The organism is Mucilaginibacter sp. 22184, assembly GCF_052045695.1.
Classification (GTDB): domain Bacteria; phylum Bacteroidota; class Bacteroidia; order Sphingobacteriales; family Sphingobacteriaceae; genus Mucilaginibacter.
The window spans coordinates 101,369-120,598 of sequence record NZ_JBQEPI010000003.1; the positions used below are offsets into that span (position 1 = coordinate 101,369).

Consider the following 19,230-nt stretch of genomic DNA (forward strand, 5'->3'; position numbering starts at 1 on the left):
TTTAACTTGCAAAGTCCACTGAGTCTAATATCAAAAAAGCTTCCTTCTGATATTAAGTTAGTCATCGAGCTCATTAATGTAAAAGACAGCACATCTACAATGAATCAGACATCTTTATTATTTATCAACTTCTTATTTCACGACGCATAAATCGCTCCCTGTTAAATTAAGGACGTATTTGCCATCGAGGATACTCTCAGGTGTAGACCATTTTTATCATGGCACTATAACTGATATGATTAAAGATTTATCCCAATATATTGGTGTCAAATTTTCAAAATCAGAAAACAACCAATTGATATATGACTTAGTGTCTGGTAAATATCATTTCCCGATTAAAAACAAATAACTAAACAGCTGAATATAAACATACTATTTTTGATTATTGAAATATATGCATAACAAAATACTTTATCACTTATGAAAAAAACATCTTATTTTTTTATGCTTTCCTGCTTTCTTCTTTTGGGTTGTACCGGTACAAAAAAACTGGCCGATACTAACCACACAGACAAAGGCTGGAGGAAGCTGTTTAACGGCAAAGACATTAACGACTGGTTTGTCAAGATCAACCACCACCCGGTTGGTGAAAATTTCGGAAATACGTTTCGGGTGGAAGATGGCATGATCAGGATCAGCTATGACCAGTATGGCGATTTCAACGATCAGTTTGGCCACCTTTATTACAAAACACCGTTTTCTTACTATAAGCTGCGGTTTGAGTATCGCTTTGTTGGTAAACAGCAAAAAGGCGCACCGGACTACACCCTGCTTAATAGTGGCGTCATGTTTCATTCACAGGATCCCAGGACCATGTTAAAGGATCAGGACTGGCCTATCTCTATAGAAATGCAGTTATTAGGTGGCTTTGGTGATGGAAAGCCAAGGCCTACGGGGAATATGTGCTCACCCGGAACCGACGTTGTTTATAAAGGCAGGGTCTCGCCTGACCATTGTATCAATTCTACTTCAAAAACCTATGATGGGGAGCAGTGGGTAAAGGGCGAGCTGATCGTCCTCGGCAATAAATTAATTACCCATATCATCAACGGAGATACCGTGCTCCAATATTCCAAGCCCACCATTGGCGGCGGCGTGGCGCATGGCTATGACCTGAAGTACAAACAGGATGGAAAATCATTAAGTAGTGGCTTTATTGCCCTGCAAAGCGAGGGCCAGCCTGTCGATTTCAGGAATATAGAGATCAAGCAGTTACCGGAGACTGATCATTAAGCCAGTTATTATTTGTGCATTACCAAAAACCGGAAGCACAGGCAATATTAGCAGAGCTCGTGACTGTGGGATTCCAGGAAAAAGGTGATACGGAATTAAGGTATATTGAAGAATATACATTTCGTGAATTTGTGAACAGGTAATGTACGGCAAAGCTTGCACTATTGGTTCAGGAGGGATTTCTTATAAAAAAGCTTCGTCTCAAAATGCATCAAAATCCCTGTATTATTTAACTAAAAAAGGCATCAAAACGATGCCTAATAATTTAGATATGTTCGCTTTTGGCGGCAAGTATATGAATTCGGAGGGCAATGCATCTTTTGTAGAGCAGTTGAAACAAACCGGGAAAATACCATAACCGGCATACAGGAAGCGATGTGAGCGAAACGGAAAAAAGAATTAGGGGAAGAATAAATAGGTTATGAATAATGAGCTCATGGCCAGATGATCCAACTCCACTTATATCTATGATATTCAATTTTTTATATCAAAAAAAAAGGATGGGCACCGAATAGGGCACATTAATACAAATTCCTCCCATGGTTTTCTCAAAATACATAAACCCAACAATCGCTGACAATTACCCGCTTTTTCGCTTAACTTTTAGGCCATATTAATTCATGATAGCGTGATCATATTTTCTATGGTTTATCCCACCATAATCTGGTATTTAAATCATCAGCGCCACCATATGGAAATGAGGCTACGGCTGCCTGGTAGTTACTGGTATTATTTGTTTGTTCTTGTGTTGGATAGCCTTCCCGACGTGGTATATGGTCGCCATTTGCCCCTGGGGCTGCAACCAGAACAGGATACCCAGTTCTTCTCCATTCGGCCCAACCCTCATAACCATGCAGGAACAGGTGTACCCACCGCTGGTAAGCAATCTGCATTATTGCTGTGGCCGGGTTATATTGAATTTGGCTTTGCGCCAGATACGCAGCCGCGCCGGCGGTACTGCCCGTCCATTGTGCAATAGAGGTTTGCACAGCTAATTCGTAATTGTTTTTTGCGGTTACATCACCCCCGCCTATCCATCCCAGTTTGGCAGCTTCAGCCATGGCAAATAAAGCCTGCGCATAAGTAACCAGATAAACTGGCGAGGTTTGCTGGCGAAGAGGTGAACCCAATAATGACACGTTATTAATATCGTTAGAATTAGGAACAGCTTTGCCATATTCCAGACCAACATAATTCCCCGTGCTATTTTTATCACCAAACACTGGCAGGCGGGGATCATTTAAGGGAAGCATATAATCAACCAGGGGCTTGCTCAAAGCAAACCAATTTCTGCCCAAACGTGTAAATGAGGTATACCAATAATTTTCATTATTCGGATCAGCAGCGGATGGATAAGCCAGGTTATCACTGTTGGCCGTCATAATACCGTTAGTCAGGGCCTTGTTGAATTCATGATTTCCGGTTGCCGGATCAACTTTTGATAGTCTGAGCGCCATTAACATATGTATAGTATTACCCAGCTTTTTCCACTTGGTTATATCGCCATTATAAACAATGTCATTTTTTATAGTTCCATTTGTAGCAACTATTCCTGCATTGGCTTCATCCAACAATTTAAACCCCGCAGTATAAATGGTCTGCTGACTGTCATATTTCGGCGTAAAGTGGGCGTTTCCTTTTAACGCTTCGGTATATGGTAGGGGCCCCCAGCGGTCTGTCATATGCCAAAAGAAGTATGCCTTTAAAATTTTAGCTACTGCTATTTGGTTGGCTATAGGGCCTTGGTTAGCATCAAGCTGTGTTTGGAGTACATTCTCCAGATCGTTTAATGGGCCTGTATAAAAGCTGTAAAAATTAAAATTAACCGTAGTATACCTGCTGTTATCCGTAAATGATGTATTGGACAGGTATTGTGGGTAATGCACTCCATAAGGTGATGAGCTAAGGGTTGGCAGCGTCAGTTCGGCATTAGCGATGAGCTGTGTGCCTGATGCCTTTGTGGGATTGTTAGGATCGGTTGTAATTGATTGACTGAATTTTTTGCAGTTACTCGATAACAAAATAACAGATAGCAATAAGCAATTATGTATAAATATCTTTTTCATATTGTGATTTCTTAGAATGTCAGACTCAGGTTAAGGCCATATGAACGTACTGTGGGCAGTTCCCCTTTTTCAATCCAGCTGATGGAATTACTGCCGGAAGAAAGTTCAGATGGGTCAACTCCTTTTGGGGCTTTTTGCCAAATCATCCATGGATTACGGGCGATAAAGGCTATTTTTGCCGCTTTAAACGGAGATCCTGTTAGTATGCTTTTATCCAATGTATAGCCCAGGCTTACTTCTCTTAATTTAATATAAGATGCACTGTATATCCAATTTTCCGTCACCTGTGTGCCCAAAACATTGCGGTAATAACTCCTGGCATCTACATATGCGGTTACTTCCTGGCCAGTTGCCTTCGAGATGCCTGTTATTTTAACGCCACCTCCACTCGCTAAGGGGTCACGAACATTAAAGCCTTTGTCATTTTGTGAGGCAGTTTCTGCCGCTTGACCAGATTTTACAGCAAGCATTTGCGACCAGCTGAAAAATTGCCCGCCGTCTTGAAAATCAATCATAGCGGCCAGGTTAAATTTCCATATCCTGAAATTGTTCTGAAGACCACCGGTAAATTTGGGTAATACACTACCAAAATTATGATTGGCTTCGTAAAGCGGCATATTGTCTGTGCCCAGCAATATTTTTCCGGTTGCCGGATCGCGCTGGTAACCCTGACCTACGATGTTACCGAACCCCTGATTAACAGTGGAGTTTAGGTAAACAGACACACTTGAATAAGTTTGTACAGCCAACTGGTAGGTATTGATGCCCGGATATAGCGACTTAATCCTACTTTCGTTATGGGCTGCGTTAAATGTAACATCCCAACTAAATAGCTTCGACTGTACCGGGCGCCCGGTTAAGGAAAGCTCTATGCCTTTGTTTTCTATCAGGCCGGCATTAATCACCGTTTGATTATAGCCGCTTGCCCCAGAAACTGATAAGTTGATGATCTGATTTTTGTTTTGTTGATTATAATATGTAAACGCCAATCCGAAACGATTCTTAAGGAACTTAAGATCGGTACCCAATTCAAATGAATTAGCAAATGAAGGTTTAATGTTAGGATTCTTAAGTAAATCAGGAACTGTTAAGGGATTGATGCTTGATGTTGCGGTTGGATAAACAGTACCTAGGGCGTAAGTGAAACTTGTTTGATAGGGATCAAGGTCAGCACCTGCTATGGCATATCCAGCTCTTATTTTACCGAATGATAGCGGCTCCCATTTCAACAATTCACTAAAAACAAAACTACCTGATACGGATGGATACCAGTAGGAGTTGTTGTTGGCTGGCAATGCTGATGATATATCATTACGTATCGAAGCTTCTAAAAAATAAATGTCTTTATAGCCAAATGATCCTGTGGCGTACACACTTCTTACCTCTTTTTTCCTGATATAAGAGGTGCTTAAAGGCCTGTTAACGGAAGCCGCTATGGTATAATCACCTGGGCTGGATAAACCACCCACCGTAGCTGAATATAATTGGGAATAATTTTGCGTAAGCAGGTTGGCTCCCAACAGGAAGTTGGCCGAGAAATCATGCCATTTTTTATCGTATTGCCCTAAAAACTCATAATTATTTTCCGTGTTCTGATATTTACCGACCGCATACCCCTCATCCGATATGCCCCCCAAAGCCGTTTTATTGGTGATGTTTTGGGTATAAAAATCTGAGCGGGCAAAACCGCTTAATTTTAATCCGGGTAATATCTGGTAACTTAAGTTAACATCCCCAAAAACACGATCCCTGCTATCATTATTAAGCACTTCATATGCATCAAAAAACGGGTTATCCCAATCACTTGGTTTATTGGTTATTATTACTCCGGCCGAATTTGGGTTAACGTTCCAGTTTAAAATAGTTCCATCGGGATATTTATAATTGCGCAAACGGTTGATATCTAAATTGCGCTGAAACCATTGCTGGGCTCCGGTAAATGATCCCTGGTAACCTTGTGAAGGTCTTTGGCCACTGTTATTTGCATAACTGACATTTGCGCCCAGGGTTAATTTTGAGTTTAAGTTTAAAGAAGTGCTTAACCCCAAATTATTCCGCTTTAGTGAAGTATTGGGTATAGTGCCCTTGATGTAGTTATTGTTATAGCTGAATCTATAAGCAGCATTTTCACTTCCTCCGGTAACGGTTATGCCATTATTGATATTTTGCCCAATTTGATAGTAGTCTTTGATATTATCAGGATGTGGCACAAATGGTGTTAACTGACCGTATTGCGGGTCTTCTGGATAAAAACTGTAATACATTCTAACGGGAGTTCCGTCCATTTTAGGGCCCCAGCTTTCGTCATTGCCGTTAATATACTTTTGACCGTTAGCCAATGTGGAGAAAATTTGGTTATTACCTACACCATAAGTATTTTGGAGGGGTAAGAAGTTACCGATATGCTCAAAGGAAAAAGCACTGTTGATCGAAACTGATACATTTTTAGCTCCTTTTATCCCTTTCTTAGTGGTGATAAGTATCGCGCCATATTGCCCGCGCAATCCATACAGGGCTGATGCAGCAGGGCCTTTCAAGACACTTACACTTTCAATATCATCAGGATTGATATCCTGTGAAATATTTCCCCGGTCAACACCATTTTCTGTATCGGCAAAGTTATCCTGTGCTACGGGTGTGCCGTCTACTACCATTAATGGAGAACCGCTACCATTGAGTGAGTTAATACCCCTCAGTTTTATTTTGGCAGTTCCGCCTAAATTCGCACCGGACGAACCAGTTACCTGGGCACCGGCAATTTTACCGGCCAAATCATTGATAACGTTTTGATCTTTGGTAACCGTAAGATCCGATCCTTTTATCTGTTGAGCCGAGTACCCCAGGGATTTCTGATCTCTTTTGATACCCAAGGCAGTAACAACAACTTCATTAAGTTGTTTATTATCCTGCTTTAGCTGAATGTTGATGACGGATTCCTGCACCAGAGGCACTTCCTGTGTCAGATACCCAATAAATTTAAATACTAAGATGGGGTTATCCGTATTAATTATAATACTAAAATCGCCATTGTTGTTAGTAATAGAACCCGTAGTTGTGCCTTTCAATGAAACAGATACCCCCGGTACCGGGAGTTTATCTCTGAAGTCAATTACATTCCCTTTAATCGTGCGTTGTGCAAACAGGTTAGATGCAGAGAAAAACAGCAAAATACCCAAAAATGGTAGTTTTTTTTTCATATGTGGTAGGTTTTAGAACTGAAATTAACAAAAGTTTAACATTCAATGATTACTTTATTACTTTTTTGGAAATAAATTTTCCATATTAAATATGTTAAAATGAAAAACACATTCACATTATCACTTTTAACGGATAAGCGTTCCTTGACTCCCTACTTATGGCTTGCTCCCACTCTATTTCTATTTACAATCAATACAATTATGTTAATGTAAATAGCATTTCAATCCATAATAACGAAAAATAAAAAGGCAATAAAACAAACATCTACCTGTTTCCGGATACCCACCTGGCTCTCACCAAATGCCTGTCCCTCAAGCCGAGGAAGTGTTACTTATAATGACCGTCCAAAACAATAGATTTAACATCCTAAAGCCGGATTTGCCCGCGTTCGATGATCCGGACGAAATTGTATTTTAGCGGTTATCCTTGACTATTGATTATATAGAACGACAAAAAATACCTAATCACCGCATATTCTTCTCAAAGCAGGCAAAGAGTAATTAAAAAACAAACTGTCACAACGGACAAAAGCGAAGACTGATTGGTAATTATCCTTCAGAATATTTAATGTGCGTAGGTATTTTATATTAATTTTTAGCTTAAATTTACTTTACTAACCATTTCGTCTATGATCACCATTACCGTCAACAGTCAACGTCATGATATTGATGTTGATCCAAATATGCCGCTTCTATGGGCCATTCGGGATATCCTTGGTTTAACAGGTACTAAATTTGGTTGCGGAGCAGCTCAATGCGGAGCTTGTACCGTTCATCTGAACGGTGAAGCGGTGCGATCCTGTGTAACAAAAACAGGCCGGGCGGCCGGGCAAAATATTGTAACCATCGAGGGACTCTCCTCTGGTAATAATCACCCCCTGCAATTGGCATGGAATGAAATGAATGTTCCTCAATGCGGTTATTGTCAGTCTGGACAAATCATGTCCGCAGTGGTACTGTTGCGGGAAAATCCAAACCCCACCGATCAGGATATTGATGATGCGATGTCAGGCAACATATGCCGCTGCGGAACCTATCAGCGTATCCGTGCTGCGATACACAAAGCGGCTGCTATGCAGGCGGAAGGAGCAAAATCATGAAGAAACTGATCATCATAACCGGCATCGTGTTAATAGCAGGGATGATAACATTGTCATTCAGAGAGCTGCCGGCAACAAAAGAAAGCAGCTTTGCTACGCTGCCAAAGGATAGTATCGGCTCTGTGAAAGCATATATGTCGGTATATAAAGTATTGATGAGCGCGCGTTGCATGAACTGCCACCCCTCCGGCAATGCGCCGTTACAGGGTGATGATAATCATATTCATACCATGAATGTACAGCGGGGTGTAGATGGAAAAGGCGTCTACTCCATGCGTTGCAACAATTGCCACCAGGCAGAAAATACCGCCGGACCACATATGCCACCAGGGAATCCTAAATGGGGCTTGCCGCCTGCTCACATGCGTATGGTATTTCAGGGGCGTACGCCGCGACAACTCGCGCTACAGCTGCTTGACCCAAAGCAGAACGGCGGACGGACAAAAGCACAACTCATAGATCATATGGCTAATGATGAACTGGTCGGTTGGGCTTGGCATCCGGGAGAGGGTCGTACCCTTCCGCCGATGAGCAGACTGGCTTTCGCCACACAGGTACGTTTATGGATAGCTAAAGGCGCTTATGCGCCCTCTGCCAAAGCAAAATAAAGATTTAAACGATTATAGTAACCATTATGGAAACTAACACAATATCAAGAAGAAATTTTATAAGAGCATCCAGTCTTGTTGGAACGGCACTATGTCTGGGCTTTTATTTTCCGGTAAACGCGAAAAAGGAAATTTTAGTTGCTGGTGTATCGGACGATCAGGCGGCGTTCGAATTTAACGCCTGGATACGCATCGATACCAATGGAAAGGTTACCTTAACCGATCACCGTGCAGAAATGGGCCAGGGTTCTTACCAATCTGTACCCCAGATTATCGCCGAAGAATTAGAAGTTGATCTGAAGGATATCCATGTGATATTTGCCCAAGGTAGTCCAACGAAATACGGAAGTCAGATCACCGGGGGAAGCTCGACCATTAGAGGGGCTTATAAAAACCTGTTGAGATTAAGTGCAACTGCGCGTGAAATGCTCATTATTGCTGGTGCTGCCAAATGGAACGTTTCTGTAAGCGAATGTTATGCAGAGTCTGGCCATGTCATTCACAGGCCCACCGGCAAGAAATTGAATTACGGGGATCTGGTGACCGCGGCATCCAAACTACCGGCCCCCAAAGAGGTTAAGCTCAAAAAGGTATCTGAATATAAACTGATCCGCAAACCGCTCCAAAGACTTGATACTCCAATGAAAACTAATGGAGAAGCCATCTTCGGTTTGGATAAAAAACTACCGGGAATGCTTTATGCGGCAGTGGAGCGCAATCCAAGACTACGGGGCAAAGTAAAAAGCTTTGATGGTTCGGCAGCTTTAAAAGTTCCTGGTGTTAAGCAGGTATTTAAGGTACAAATGATTGTTTTTAATACTACCCGGGATGGGGTGGTCGTTATAGCCGATTCCACATGGGCAGCTATGCAGGGCAGGAAAGCCCTGCGCGTTGAATGGGATGACAGTGGATTTGAGCATGTGAACACCAGCGATATCTATAAAGCCCACGAGGAACTACTTAAAACGAAAGAAGGGCTTTCTTTTAAAAAGCAAGGCGAACCAGATCCCGTACTGGCACAAGCCTCAAAAAAGATAGACGTGATCTACCAGACGCCTTATCAATCGCATGGCGCTATGGAACCGCTAAATTGCGTCGCCCATTATCAAAGCGACAAAATAGAAATATGGGGACCTATACAAGCTCCAGATTGGGTGCAAGGCGACATTAGCGATAAATTCAAAATGCCGAAAGAAAAGGTCGTAGTTAATATGACATTTTTAGGTGGCGGGTTTGGGAGAAAAGCTTTTTTGGATTATACCCAGGAAGCGGTTGCCATCTCCAAGCAAATTGGCGGACCGGTGCAGGTAGTTTGGACCAGAGAAGATGATCTGACACAGGGGCCTTATCGTGCCGGGATCTCCTACCGGGGACAAGGATCGATTGAAAATGGCGAGATCAGCGCTTTGAAATTCAAAATGGCGGGTCAAAATATAGACCACTGGAATAATAACAAAAGAGATAAGGCAAATGGTAGCACAACAGAAGGATTTTTAAAGTCTTATTTCGACAATATTAAAAACATCAGCTTTGCTGACGTTCCTTATGAAATGCCCCTGCCCAACATGTGGTGGCGTTCAGTTTATGCATCTACTAATGGTTTTGCCTATGAAAGCTTCATCAATGAAATGGCTGTTTTAGCGGGACAGGATCAGCTCGACTTTCGAAGGAAATACTTAAAGGATGAGCGCTGCCAGGCTTTGATCGATAAAATGGAACAGGTTTCAGGCTGGAAATCCAGGAAAAAGAACCAAGGGTTTGGCGTAGCCATCACCGAGTGTTTTGAAACCACTGTAGGCCAGATTGTTAAAGTTTCCAGACATACCAATGGAAAAGTTAAGATCGACCAGGTTTGGGCAGTGATGGATTGTGGCTGGTATGTGAACCCCGATATTATCAAAGCGCAGGTGGAAGGATCTGTCGTAATGGGCCTTGGCGCAGCTACTATTCATGAGATCACTTTCAAAAATGGGTTAGTAGAACAAAAGAACTTTTATGACTACCTGATGCCGAGGATGAGTGACATGCCTCCAGTTGAAGTGCATATTATGGAAAACACAGCGGATGCCGGTGGCGTGGGCGAGCCGGGCCTCCCCCCTTTTGCTCCTGCGCTTACGGATGCCATTTTTGACTTAACCGGCAAAAGGATCAGGAAACTCCCATTTAATTTAAACAACGTCTAAATCCATTCATTTCCTCGGTCATTGTTTATCAAAACGGAGATAATGAACAGGCGGCTGCCAACTTATAATTCCAATTGGGATAGGTAGATGTCGGTTCGTTTTTTTGTTTGATCAGAAACTCTCTAACATACCACTCGGTACTGTACTAGTTTTTCATTAATCCGCACATAGACGGGCGCAAGGCCCTTGCTGGCTTTATCCTTTTCAGAAAAAAGGACGCTGAATGAAATTGTTGTTTTCATACCATTATTCTTAAAACTCATTTGATATTATTCCCCCACCACCACAACTTTCCATTTATGCTGGGCGGATTAAAACATTAAATCAGTTACAAGCAACCTCGAGTTACGAGTAAAACGCATTGAACAATTTTAAAGATTAAAAAGAGGGTGCGAAATAGGGCATTCAGAAGTTTGGTGCTATATGGGTTGCCTTGGACTATAATTACTGAAATGGTCAAAAAAAAACCCTCCAAATCTTACAATTTAGAGGGTTTTGACTCAGTTTGGTATCGCTGGTGTCGGGATGGCAGGATTCGAACCTGCGGCCTCCACATCCCAAATGTGGCGCGATACCGGGCTACGCTACATCCCGTTCCCGATTGGGTTTGCAAAAGTAGGATTTTAAATCAAGTTGCAAAACTTTTTTTAAAAGATTTTTCAAGTTAAAAGCTAACCCATTCATTAGCACAGATTTGAACTTAAAAAAATTTCAGCGTAAATGTTTATAACCTGTAATTACTATAATTTAAGATAACGAAATGCATTAAAACTTTAAATAACCAACCCTGTTGTTCAAACAAACTTTCAACAGACATGAATCTTTACGAACAGCACCCTTATTGGTTAATGAAGAATGGTATTGTTACGTCATACCCCTCTTTGCAACAAAATCTACAAATAGACGTAGCTATTATGGGTGCGGGCATAAGCGCTGCTTTAACCGCTCATAATTTACGAAATTCGGGATTATCTGTTGCCGTTTTCGATAAAGGCCACACTGCCATGGGCAGTACCGCCGCGAGTACTGCTTTTTTACAATATGAGATAGATACACCATTAATCCAACTGAAAAACCTAGTTGGAGAAAAGGATGCAGTTAAAAGTTATGAGCTTTGCCGTAAGGCGATATATGATATCGGCGATCTTTGCCAGACATTCAAACCTAAATTTGATTTTCACTTACGACCGAGCCTACAATACGCCAGTTTTAAAACCCACACTAAAGCTTTACAAGATGAATTCAGTCTTCGGAAAAAACACGGTTTTAAAGTGGAATGGCTTGAAAACTCAGATGTAAGAAAAAAATTCAATTTTGACGCGCCAGGCGCCTTGTTTTCTGTCGATGGTGGTGAGATAGACGCGTATTTGTTTACACATGCCTTATTTAAAAGCTTTCAGAGTTCGGGTCACCAGGTTTATAATAAAACAGGTGTAAAACATATTGAATATGCGAAGCAGAATATTATACTGCATACTAACAATAGTTACACGGTAAAAGCAAAAAAACTGATCATAGCCTGCGGTTACGAAAGCCTGCAATATATCCCAAAAAAAATCGCAGACATCAACTCAACCTATGCATTGGTATCAGAGCCATTACCAGATGAATTCTTTTGGCATAAAAACAGCCTGATATGGGAAACCGCCACCCCTTATATGTATTTCAGGGTAGTTAGCGAAAATCGAATTTTGGTAGGCGGTAGAGATGATCCGTTTCACCACCCTCACATTCACCCTTCGGTAATTAGCCGGAAAACAGAGATGTTACAGAAAGCTTTTTTGAAAAGAATGCCGCACATTCCTCTGGTGCCCGATTTTAGCTGGGCAGGCGCGTTTGCCTCAACAAAGGATGGCTTACCCTATATAGGTTCGATACCGGAAAGACCAAATACTTTCTTTGCACTGGGTTTTGGCGGTAATGGAATAACCTTCAGTGTGATAGCAGCAGAAATTATACATGACTTGATAATGGGTAAAAAAAATAACAACGCTGATATTTTCAGGTTTAACAGATGATAACCTAGTTCAGCTTACCCGGACGATTCATCAGAACCACAGATACAGCTACACAAATCAACACCCCTATTAGTGCTCCGCCGAATAAACGACCAGAAAAACCCAGAAAGTTATTACCCTGATCCACATAATTAAGATATACAAGCCCGGCCAGACAGGCAACTATACCACCAATGACTAATATTCTGAAACTTTGAAAAAATGCTTCGAAAAAACTAAGGTTATTGTCTTTCTCATTCTCCTTATAACTTTTCACCCCCATATAAACACCTACTAATGGTATTAAAATAGATAAGTATTCAATAGGATACACATGGTTACCCGAATTACTGTAACCAAACGTATGCATCACGAACAACCAGGTTCCGCTAAATATACCTACAACTAAGCCGCTAACAAATGCATTTTTCATCAGATCAGTATTAAATAATGCGTCTTATTAAATTTACATATAAAAAAGGGAATATTCAAAGGCAATTATTTTATCTATTGATCCTTTTACAGAAGAAACACGCACATCCCTACCTGTTTCATTAATCATATACATTTTATTAAAACACGCTCGCTCCATAACTAAAAGTTATCAAAGATTGTCTTTTGTGATAAAAATTGCAGTGAGTAAAAGTTCACTTTTGTGGTGTTAAATTATATATCACATGCATACCAATCATCAATTTACCAATAACACAAATACGTTATTGCTTAATGTAAGCTCTAACGCGCGCATAGTAATTTTTATAATATGTTTTATACTTTGCTTAACGCCATTTGTAAGTCCGGCGGTAGCACTTTTAATGGGGCTTATCATAGCTCAGTTCACCGGTCACCCTTACCTCCATCTTAATCATAAGGCCACACATTTGTTATTACAGGTATCGGTTGTAGGCTTGGGCTTTGGCATGAACGTTCATAGCGCGCTGCATGCGGGTAACGAAGGTTTTCTATTTACCATATCCTCTATCAGCGGAACGCTTATTTTAGGATATTTCGTGGGTAAATGGTTTAATATCGAAAAGAAAACATCTTTCCTTATTTCTTCAGGAACCGCTATTTGCGGCGGAAGTGCCATCGCGGCGATATCACCAGTAATTAAAGCCGAAGAAAAACAAATATCGGTAGCGCTGGGCTGCATTTTTATTCTTAATTCCGTAGCGTTATTCATATTCCCGCTGATCGGGCATTATTTAAACCTGTCACAAAGCCAGTTTGGTTTATGGTGCGCGATAGCCATTCATGATACCAGTTCGGTAGTAGGCGCCGCCAGCAAATATGGCACCCATGCTTTGGAAATTGCAACTACTGTTAAACTGGCCAGAGCTTTATGGATAATACCTGTAGCTTTTCTGTCCTCATACCTGTTTAAAAACAACTCAAAAAAAATAAAAGTGCCCTATTTTATAGGCCTGTTTATTTTGGCCATGATCATTGATACCTATTTACCTGCCGTTTCTGTTATCAGCCCTTACATCATCAAAATTGCCAAGGCAGGTTTAACGCTCACCCTATTCCTGATCGGGGCCGGTTTATCCCGTGCGGTTTTATTATCTGTAGGTTTCAGGCCTCTGTTTCAAAGCATATTATTATGGATAGCCATATCTGCCAGTGCGCTTTATGCGGTGATACATTGGGCGTAATTAATTTTCATATAAGAATAAATAATTTCAATAAACAAAAAAAACGTGTTTTTACGCATGTGTGGTTACTGTTTTTTGTTTATTTTTAACCCCAATGATACCTGTTGTTTCAAAACTCCCCCAAACTGGCACAACCATATTCACCGTCATGTCGGCCCTGGCCAACGAGGTTGGTGCAATAAATCTTTCGCAAGGTTTTCCTGACTATAATTGTTCACCAGAACTTATTGAACTGGTAAACAAGGCTATGAAAAATGGCCATAATCAGTATGCGCCCATGGCAGGTGTTATGGGCTTACGCGAAAAAATTGCTGAGAAAACAGAAAAACTATACGGAGCCGTTTATAATCCGGATACCGAGATCACGATAACCGCTGGTGGCACCCAAGCTATATTTACGGCCATTAGCGCGGTTATTCACCCCAATGATGAAGTGATCATTTTTGAGCCGGCTTTTGATTGTTATGCCCCTGCCATTAAATTGATGGGAGGCGTTGTAAAGTCGTTGGCGCTTGAACCGCCAAACTATCGCATTGCCTGGGATATGGTAAAAAGACTGATCAATCACAAAACTAAAATGATCATCCTTAACTCACCTCAAAATCCAACATCCACCATATTACACAGGCAGGATATTGACGAGTTGAGCGCCTTAGTTAAAAATCAGGACATATTGATATTGAGCGACGAGGTATATGAACATCTGATATATGATGGCGAAACCCATCATAGCATGGCCCGGTACCCCGAATTACAGCAAAGGAGTTTCATAGTTGCATCATTTGGTAAACCCTTTCATGCTACCGGCTGGAAGATTGGCTATTGCATGGCCCCGGAGCATCTGATGACAGAGTTTAGAAAGATCCATCAATTTTTAGTGTTTGCGGTGAATACGCCTATACAATATGCCATTGCCGAACATTTAAAAAATGAAGAGACTTATTTAGGCTTACCTGATTTTTTTCAGCAAAAAAGAGACTACTTCCGGAAAGGGCTTGAACAAACCCGTTTTGAACTATTGCCCTGCCACGGATCCTATTTTCAATCAGTACGTTATAGTGCCATAACGGATGAAAAAGACGCTGACTTTGCTATCCGTATGGCTAAGGAAAACGGGGTGGCTTCTATACCCGTTTCGGCCTTTTATACCAAAGGCATCGATCATCATGTATTGCGATTTTGTTTTGCCAAAAGGCAAGAAACCTTGGATAAAGCCGTTGATAGATTATTGAAGGTTTAATTTATGGTTAAATATATTGTCTATAAATCATACTTTTGATGAATAGCAATAAGGTAGAATAATTGTAATTTATTTTTACAACCACCTGTCCATCTACTAACTATTAAAATACTGCTTATGGATAATCTTAAAATTACTGTTTTTCAAGGCTACCTTTTCTGGGAAAATACCGATAAAAACTTACAGAACATTTCTTTGAGATTATCAGGCGGAATACGCGAGAAAACCGATCTCATTATATTACCCGAAATGTTTAGCACGGGTTTTACTATGGATGCCGAAAAACTGGCAGAACCCATGGATGGTAAAACCATGCAATGGATGCTTAAAACCGCTCAGCAATATGATTGCGTAGTAACCGGCAGTATTATTATAAAAGAAGGTGATAAGTTTTACAATCGCCTCATCTGGATGCGACCAGATGGCGCTTATAATCATTACGATAAGCGTCACCTTTTTGCACTGGGTAAAGAACACCATACTTACACAGCAGGTAATAAAAAGCTTTTTGTTGAACTTAACGGATGGATAATTTGCCCCGTAATATGTTACGACCTTCGTTTCCCGGTATGGCTTCGTAATATAAACGAAAACGCTTATGACCTGCTCATTGTAGTAGCCAACTGGCCCGAACGCCGCGCCTTACATTGGCGTACACTATTGCCTGCGCGCGCCGTGGAAAACCAGAGCTATGTAATTGGCGTAAACCGTGTAGGCCATGATGGCAATGAGGTTTATCACTCCGGCGATTCCACTTGTATCGATCCGAATGGCAATGTGGTATATTACAAACGCGACGAAGATGATGTGTACACCTTCTCCATTATAGCCGATGAAGTTCAAAAAGCCCGCCGGGCTCTGCCTTTCTTAAAGGACGCCGATGGATTTGAGATAGAAATTTAACTGTTGTTAACCCAATCAGGAATAAGAGAATTCGTATCGAATAATGAATTTTTAATTTCCAATATCGAACCCATTTACAATATCGCCAGGGTTCTCGCATAGAATCCTGAAGACTAACGTATCTCCTCCTAAGATCGCTTTCATCGTCATAAAGTGGGTTTACACATAAACCTGTTTTACGGCTATAAAATATACTCAATAATTTGATTATCAATTAATTAAATCAATGTAAACCATAAAAAAGTGTAAACCATGTAAACCCACTTTTTTAATAAAATAGTCCCATTTTTTTTAAAATTATGCTTTAGGAAATTAGCTACAAGCTTCTTAAAAATTCCCCATCGATAACTTTCAAGCCAAAAACTTTTGGTAAGCCTTTTGCCGAACTTATTTTGAAAACTTTACGTAAGACATTCTGATAACCTCTATATTTAACTGTATTTACACTTTATCACTGCCCGATATATTATATTGTATCGCCCGTATTTGTATCAACGTTCTTTTAATGCTATCATTAACCCATCTTCATATAAAATTCATACCTATTATGAATTTTTGTAGTGTTGAATAGACTAGGACTATGTATAAGATAAAACCCCTGCTTTTTTTATCAGTCGTACTTTTTACTTTTAGTACCACCCGGGCCCAGGCCCAAACTGACACCGTTAAGCTTACCTTTCAGGATGCAGAAAAACAATTTCTTGAAAACAACTTAAGCCTTTTAGCCCAAAAGTATAACATAGAAGCGTCGAAGGCGCTCATACAACAGGCCAAACTTTGGGACAATCCCGTATTAAGCACCGATCAAAACATCCATACCGGTGGCAGCAACAAATTCTTTGACCATAGTAAAGGCCAAGGACAAGTATTTGTACAGTTAAACCAGGTATTTACCACAGCCGGTAAACGCGGCAAACAGGTACAAATGGCCAAAGATGATGCCATGGTGCAGGAGGCTGCTTTTAATGATCTGATGCGCAACCTGCGTTATAATCTCCGCCTTGATTTTAGTCAGTTGGCTACGCTGAACGCCCAGGCTAAAGTTTATCAGAACGAGATCACTTCTGCAACCAACCTCGTGAAGGCTATCCAAAAATCATATGATGCGGGTAATACCTCCATGAAAGATCTGATCAGGCTTAAAGCTTTACTTTTCGGCCTGCAGAACGACATGGTAGAGAACAACCGCCAGATCAATGATCTTCAAACCGAGCTAAAAACCTTACTGCAAACCAAAGAGACTGCTTTTGTAGACCCGATCATTAATGATAACCCAACAGAGAACGTGTCGCTTGATATTCCGTCGTTAATTGAACAGGCTAAAGCCAGCAGACCCGATTACCTGTCGAACCAGTACCAACTGAATTCAGCCACGCATAACCTGGCCTATCAGCGGGCACTGGCAGTTCCAGACATTACCATCGGTGCATCATATGATAAAAACAGTAACTACGCACCAAACTATTATGGCCTGGAAATTGGCTTACCCCTGCCCTTCTTTAACCGCAACCAGGGTAATATCAAATCGGCTAAGTATAACATCCAGAGCCAGGAGAGCACTTTAAAACAAAGCGAACTACAGCTTAAAAATGATGTTGTTGCTGCTGTAAATCAATATAAATTAAATCAGCAGCTGTTTACTACACAGCAGGTTGAATTTAATGAGCAGTATGATAAATTATTTAGCAGCATGCTCAAAAGCTTTCAGCAACGACAGATCAGCCTGATTGAATTTGTTGACTTTTTTGATACCTATAAAGACACCAAGCTCAAGATATTGCAACAGCAGTATAATCTGCAAAAATCTATTGCTGATCTCAATTTTGCTATTGGTATTCCTGTAATTAAATCCTGATAATTTTTATAAATATAAAATAATGATGAAAAGAGAAACGCTGTTGTCCGGCATCTCCGCTTTACTATTACTTGCCGCCTGCAAAGGCAAGCCCCAGCCTGTGGCAGAAAACCTGCCTGTTACTGTAAGCGACTCTATGGCGCGTATGATCACTATTGACACAGCAAAAACTACCGCCATGAAAGATGAGCTTAGCCTTTCGGGTGAAGTATCTTATGATGATAATAACGTGATCAAGGTATTCCCTTTTGCTGGTGGTCAGATACTGGAAGTAAAAGTGTCCTTGGGTGATAAAGTTACAAAAGGCCAAACGCTGGCGGTAATGCGCAGTGCTGATATTGCCGGTAATTACACCGATTTAACAGCTACCAAATCGGATCTCGCTATTGCCAAACGCCAGTTGGAGCAAGCAGAATACTTGTACAAAAATGGCATTTCAAGCGAGCGCGACTATACCGAAGCTAAAGAAAACTACAACAAAGCAGCTGCAGCCAGTACCAAGGTTCAACAGCAAATCGCCATCAACGGCGGTGGTAACACCTCCGCAAGTGGTTCCCTGATCATTAAGGCGCCGGAGAGTGGTTTTATCGTTGAAAAAAACATCACGGCCGGAAGCTTTATACGCCCTGATAATAGCGGCAACATGTTCACTATCTCTAACATGAAAGATGTTTGGATATGGGCCAACGTGTTTGAATCTGATATCAGCAAGGTAAAACCCGGCTATACCGCAAAGGTAACTACAGTAGCCTATCCGGGTAAGGTATTTACCGGCAAGGTTGACGCCATCAGCTCGGTGCTTGACCCTGATAACAAGGTAATGAAAATCAAGATCGTATTACCGAACACAGATATGCTGCTGAAGCCGGAAATGTTTACTAATGTGGTGATCTCTAATAATGACAAGGCTCAATCAGTAGCTGTACCTGCAAAAGCAGTTATTTTCGATAACAGTAAGTACTACGTAGTGGTATACAACAGTAAAAGTGATTTAAAAGTACGCGAAGTAAGTGTAATTAAAACGGTTGATGATGTAAGCTACATCTCATCGGGCTTAAATGCCGGCGATAAGATCATCTCTAAAAATCAGCTATTGTTTTATGATGCGCTAATGGGTGATAAATAGATTTTTTATTGGTATCAAGTAGCTAGTATCAAGTATCATGACCCTAATCGTGATATTTATAGTCTCC

Annotated in this window: 13 protein-coding genes and 1 tRNA gene; 10 read left to right on the forward strand and 4 right to left on the reverse strand. The window is 41.0% G+C overall.

Annotated features, from left to right (window positions below):
- Positions 1–420 precede the first annotated feature (420 nt).
- A complete protein-coding gene (locus ACTJKG_RS07925; RefSeq protein ID WP_172334917.1) occupies positions 421–1,233 on the forward strand; it encodes a 3-keto-disaccharide hydrolase in 813 nt (270 codons plus the stop codon).
- 641 nt (positions 1,234–1,874) lie between these two features.
- Here the strand turns inward: ACTJKG_RS07925 and ACTJKG_RS07930 are convergent.
- The gene (locus tag ACTJKG_RS07930; RefSeq protein WP_440738893.1) at positions 1,875–3,299 is read right to left on the reverse strand and encodes a SusD/RagB family nutrient-binding outer membrane lipoprotein; all 1,425 of its coding nucleotides are present in this window, start codon (positions 3,297–3,299) and stop codon (positions 1,875–1,877) included.
- Between the two features lie 11 nt (positions 3,300–3,310).
- Positions 3,311–6,496 (reverse strand): SusC/RagA family TonB-linked outer membrane protein, encoded by a 3,186-nt coding sequence (locus ACTJKG_RS07935; protein WP_440738894.1) that lies wholly within the window; start codon positions 6,494–6,496, stop codon positions 3,311–3,313.
- 629 nt (positions 6,497–7,125) lie between these two features.
- On the opposite strand from ACTJKG_RS07935, the gene ACTJKG_RS07940 reads away from it, so the two are divergent.
- From ACTJKG_RS07940 to ACTJKG_RS07950, 3 genes are read left to right on the forward strand one after another with little or no spacing between them, the layout of a single operon-like run.
- Entirely contained in the window at positions 7,126–7,596 is a 471-nt protein-coding gene (locus ACTJKG_RS07940) for a (2Fe-2S)-binding protein (protein WP_172334920.1), read from the forward strand.
- A complete protein-coding gene (locus ACTJKG_RS07945; protein ID WP_172334921.1) occupies positions 7,593–8,204 on the forward strand; it encodes a hypothetical protein in 612 nt (203 codons plus the stop codon). The genes ACTJKG_RS07940 and ACTJKG_RS07945 overlap by 4 nt, the downstream gene beginning before the upstream one ends.
- Before the next feature lie 26 nt (positions 8,205–8,230).
- Complete coding sequence (locus tag ACTJKG_RS07950; protein WP_172334922.1) at positions 8,231–10,387, forward strand: xanthine dehydrogenase family protein molybdopterin-binding subunit; 2,157 nt, start codon at positions 8,231–8,233, stop codon at positions 10,385–10,387.
- A 520-nt stretch (positions 10,388–10,907) separates the two neighbouring features.
- Here the strand turns inward: ACTJKG_RS07950 and ACTJKG_RS07955 are convergent.
- Positions 10,908–10,981 (reverse strand) — tRNA-Pro (locus ACTJKG_RS07955).
- A gap of 221 nt (positions 10,982–11,202) precedes the next feature.
- On the opposite strand from ACTJKG_RS07955, the gene ACTJKG_RS07960 reads away from it, so the two are divergent.
- Positions 11,203–12,405 carry an NAD(P)/FAD-dependent oxidoreductase gene (locus tag ACTJKG_RS07960; RefSeq protein WP_440738895.1) on the forward strand — a complete coding sequence of 401 codons (1,203 nt, stop codon included), beginning with the start codon at positions 11,203–11,205 and terminating at the stop codon, positions 12,403–12,405.
- Between the two features lie 4 nt (positions 12,406–12,409).
- Here the strand turns inward: ACTJKG_RS07960 and ACTJKG_RS07965 are convergent, their stop codons facing one another.
- Entirely contained in the window at positions 12,410–12,817 is a 408-nt protein-coding gene (locus ACTJKG_RS07965) for a DUF4199 domain-containing protein (protein WP_440738896.1), read from the reverse strand.
- Between the two features lie 244 nt (positions 12,818–13,061).
- Between ACTJKG_RS07965 and ACTJKG_RS07970 the strand changes: the two genes are divergently transcribed.
- From ACTJKG_RS07970 to ACTJKG_RS07990, 5 genes are all read left to right on the forward strand, one after another.
- Positions 13,062–14,039: a YeiH family protein gene (locus tag ACTJKG_RS07970; protein ID WP_172334925.1), complete on the forward strand. Its 978-nt coding sequence runs from the start codon at positions 13,062–13,064 to the stop codon at positions 14,037–14,039.
- Between the two features lie 94 nt (positions 14,040–14,133).
- Positions 14,134–15,279, forward strand: coding sequence for a methionine aminotransferase (locus tag ACTJKG_RS07975; RefSeq protein WP_172334926.1), 1,146 nt, complete (start codon positions 14,134–14,136; stop codon positions 15,277–15,279).
- Positions 15,280–15,396: 117 nt separating this feature from the next.
- A complete protein-coding gene (locus ACTJKG_RS07980; protein WP_172334927.1) occupies positions 15,397–16,182 on the forward strand; it encodes an amidohydrolase in 786 nt (261 codons plus the stop codon).
- A gap of 580 nt (positions 16,183–16,762) precedes the next feature.
- A complete protein-coding gene (locus tag ACTJKG_RS07985; protein WP_172334928.1) occupies positions 16,763–18,037 on the forward strand; it encodes a TolC family protein in 1,275 nt (424 codons plus the stop codon).
- A gap of 22 nt (positions 18,038–18,059) precedes the next feature.
- The gene (locus ACTJKG_RS07990) at positions 18,060–19,163 is read left to right on the forward strand and encodes an efflux RND transporter periplasmic adaptor subunit (protein WP_253952212.1); all 1,104 of its coding nucleotides are present in this window, start codon (positions 18,060–18,062) and stop codon (positions 19,161–19,163) included.
- Positions 19,164–19,230: the final 67 nt, after the last annotated feature.

Bases quoted from the DNA above. Each gene is read 5' to 3' on its own strand.
- ACTJKG_RS07925 (WP_172334917.1), top strand. From the start codon at position 421: ATGAAAAAAACATCTTATTTTTTTATGCTTTCCTGCTTTCTTCTTTTG.
- ACTJKG_RS07930 (WP_440738893.1), bottom strand. From the start codon at position 3,299: ATGAAAAAGATATTTATACATAATTGCTTATTGCTATCTGTTATTTTG.
- ACTJKG_RS07935 (WP_440738894.1), bottom strand. From the start codon at position 6,496: ATGAAAAAAAAACTACCATTTTTGGGTATTTTGCTGTTTTTCTCTGCA.
- ACTJKG_RS07940 (WP_172334920.1), top strand. From the start codon at position 7,126: ATGATCACCATTACCGTCAACAGTCAACGTCATGATATTGATGTTGAT.
- ACTJKG_RS07945 (WP_172334921.1), top strand. From the start codon at position 7,593: ATGAAGAAACTGATCATCATAACCGGCATCGTGTTAATAGCAGGGATG.
- ACTJKG_RS07950 (WP_172334922.1), top strand. From the start codon at position 8,231: ATGGAAACTAACACAATATCAAGAAGAAATTTTATAAGAGCATCCAGT.
- ACTJKG_RS07960 (WP_440738895.1), top strand. From the start codon at position 11,203: ATGAATCTTTACGAACAGCACCCTTATTGGTTAATGAAGAATGGTATT.
- ACTJKG_RS07965 (WP_440738896.1), bottom strand. From the start codon at position 12,817: ATGAAAAATGCATTTGTTAGCGGCTTAGTTGTAGGTATATTTAGCGGA.
- ACTJKG_RS07970 (WP_172334925.1), top strand. From the start codon at position 13,062: ATGCATACCAATCATCAATTTACCAATAACACAAATACGTTATTGCTT.
- ACTJKG_RS07975 (WP_172334926.1), top strand. From the start codon at position 14,134: ATGATACCTGTTGTTTCAAAACTCCCCCAAACTGGCACAACCATATTC.
- ACTJKG_RS07980 (WP_172334927.1), top strand. From the start codon at position 15,397: ATGGATAATCTTAAAATTACTGTTTTTCAAGGCTACCTTTTCTGGGAA.
- ACTJKG_RS07985 (WP_172334928.1), top strand. From the start codon at position 16,763: ATGTATAAGATAAAACCCCTGCTTTTTTTATCAGTCGTACTTTTTACT.
- ACTJKG_RS07990 (WP_253952212.1), top strand. From the start codon at position 18,060: ATGATGAAAAGAGAAACGCTGTTGTCCGGCATCTCCGCTTTACTATTA.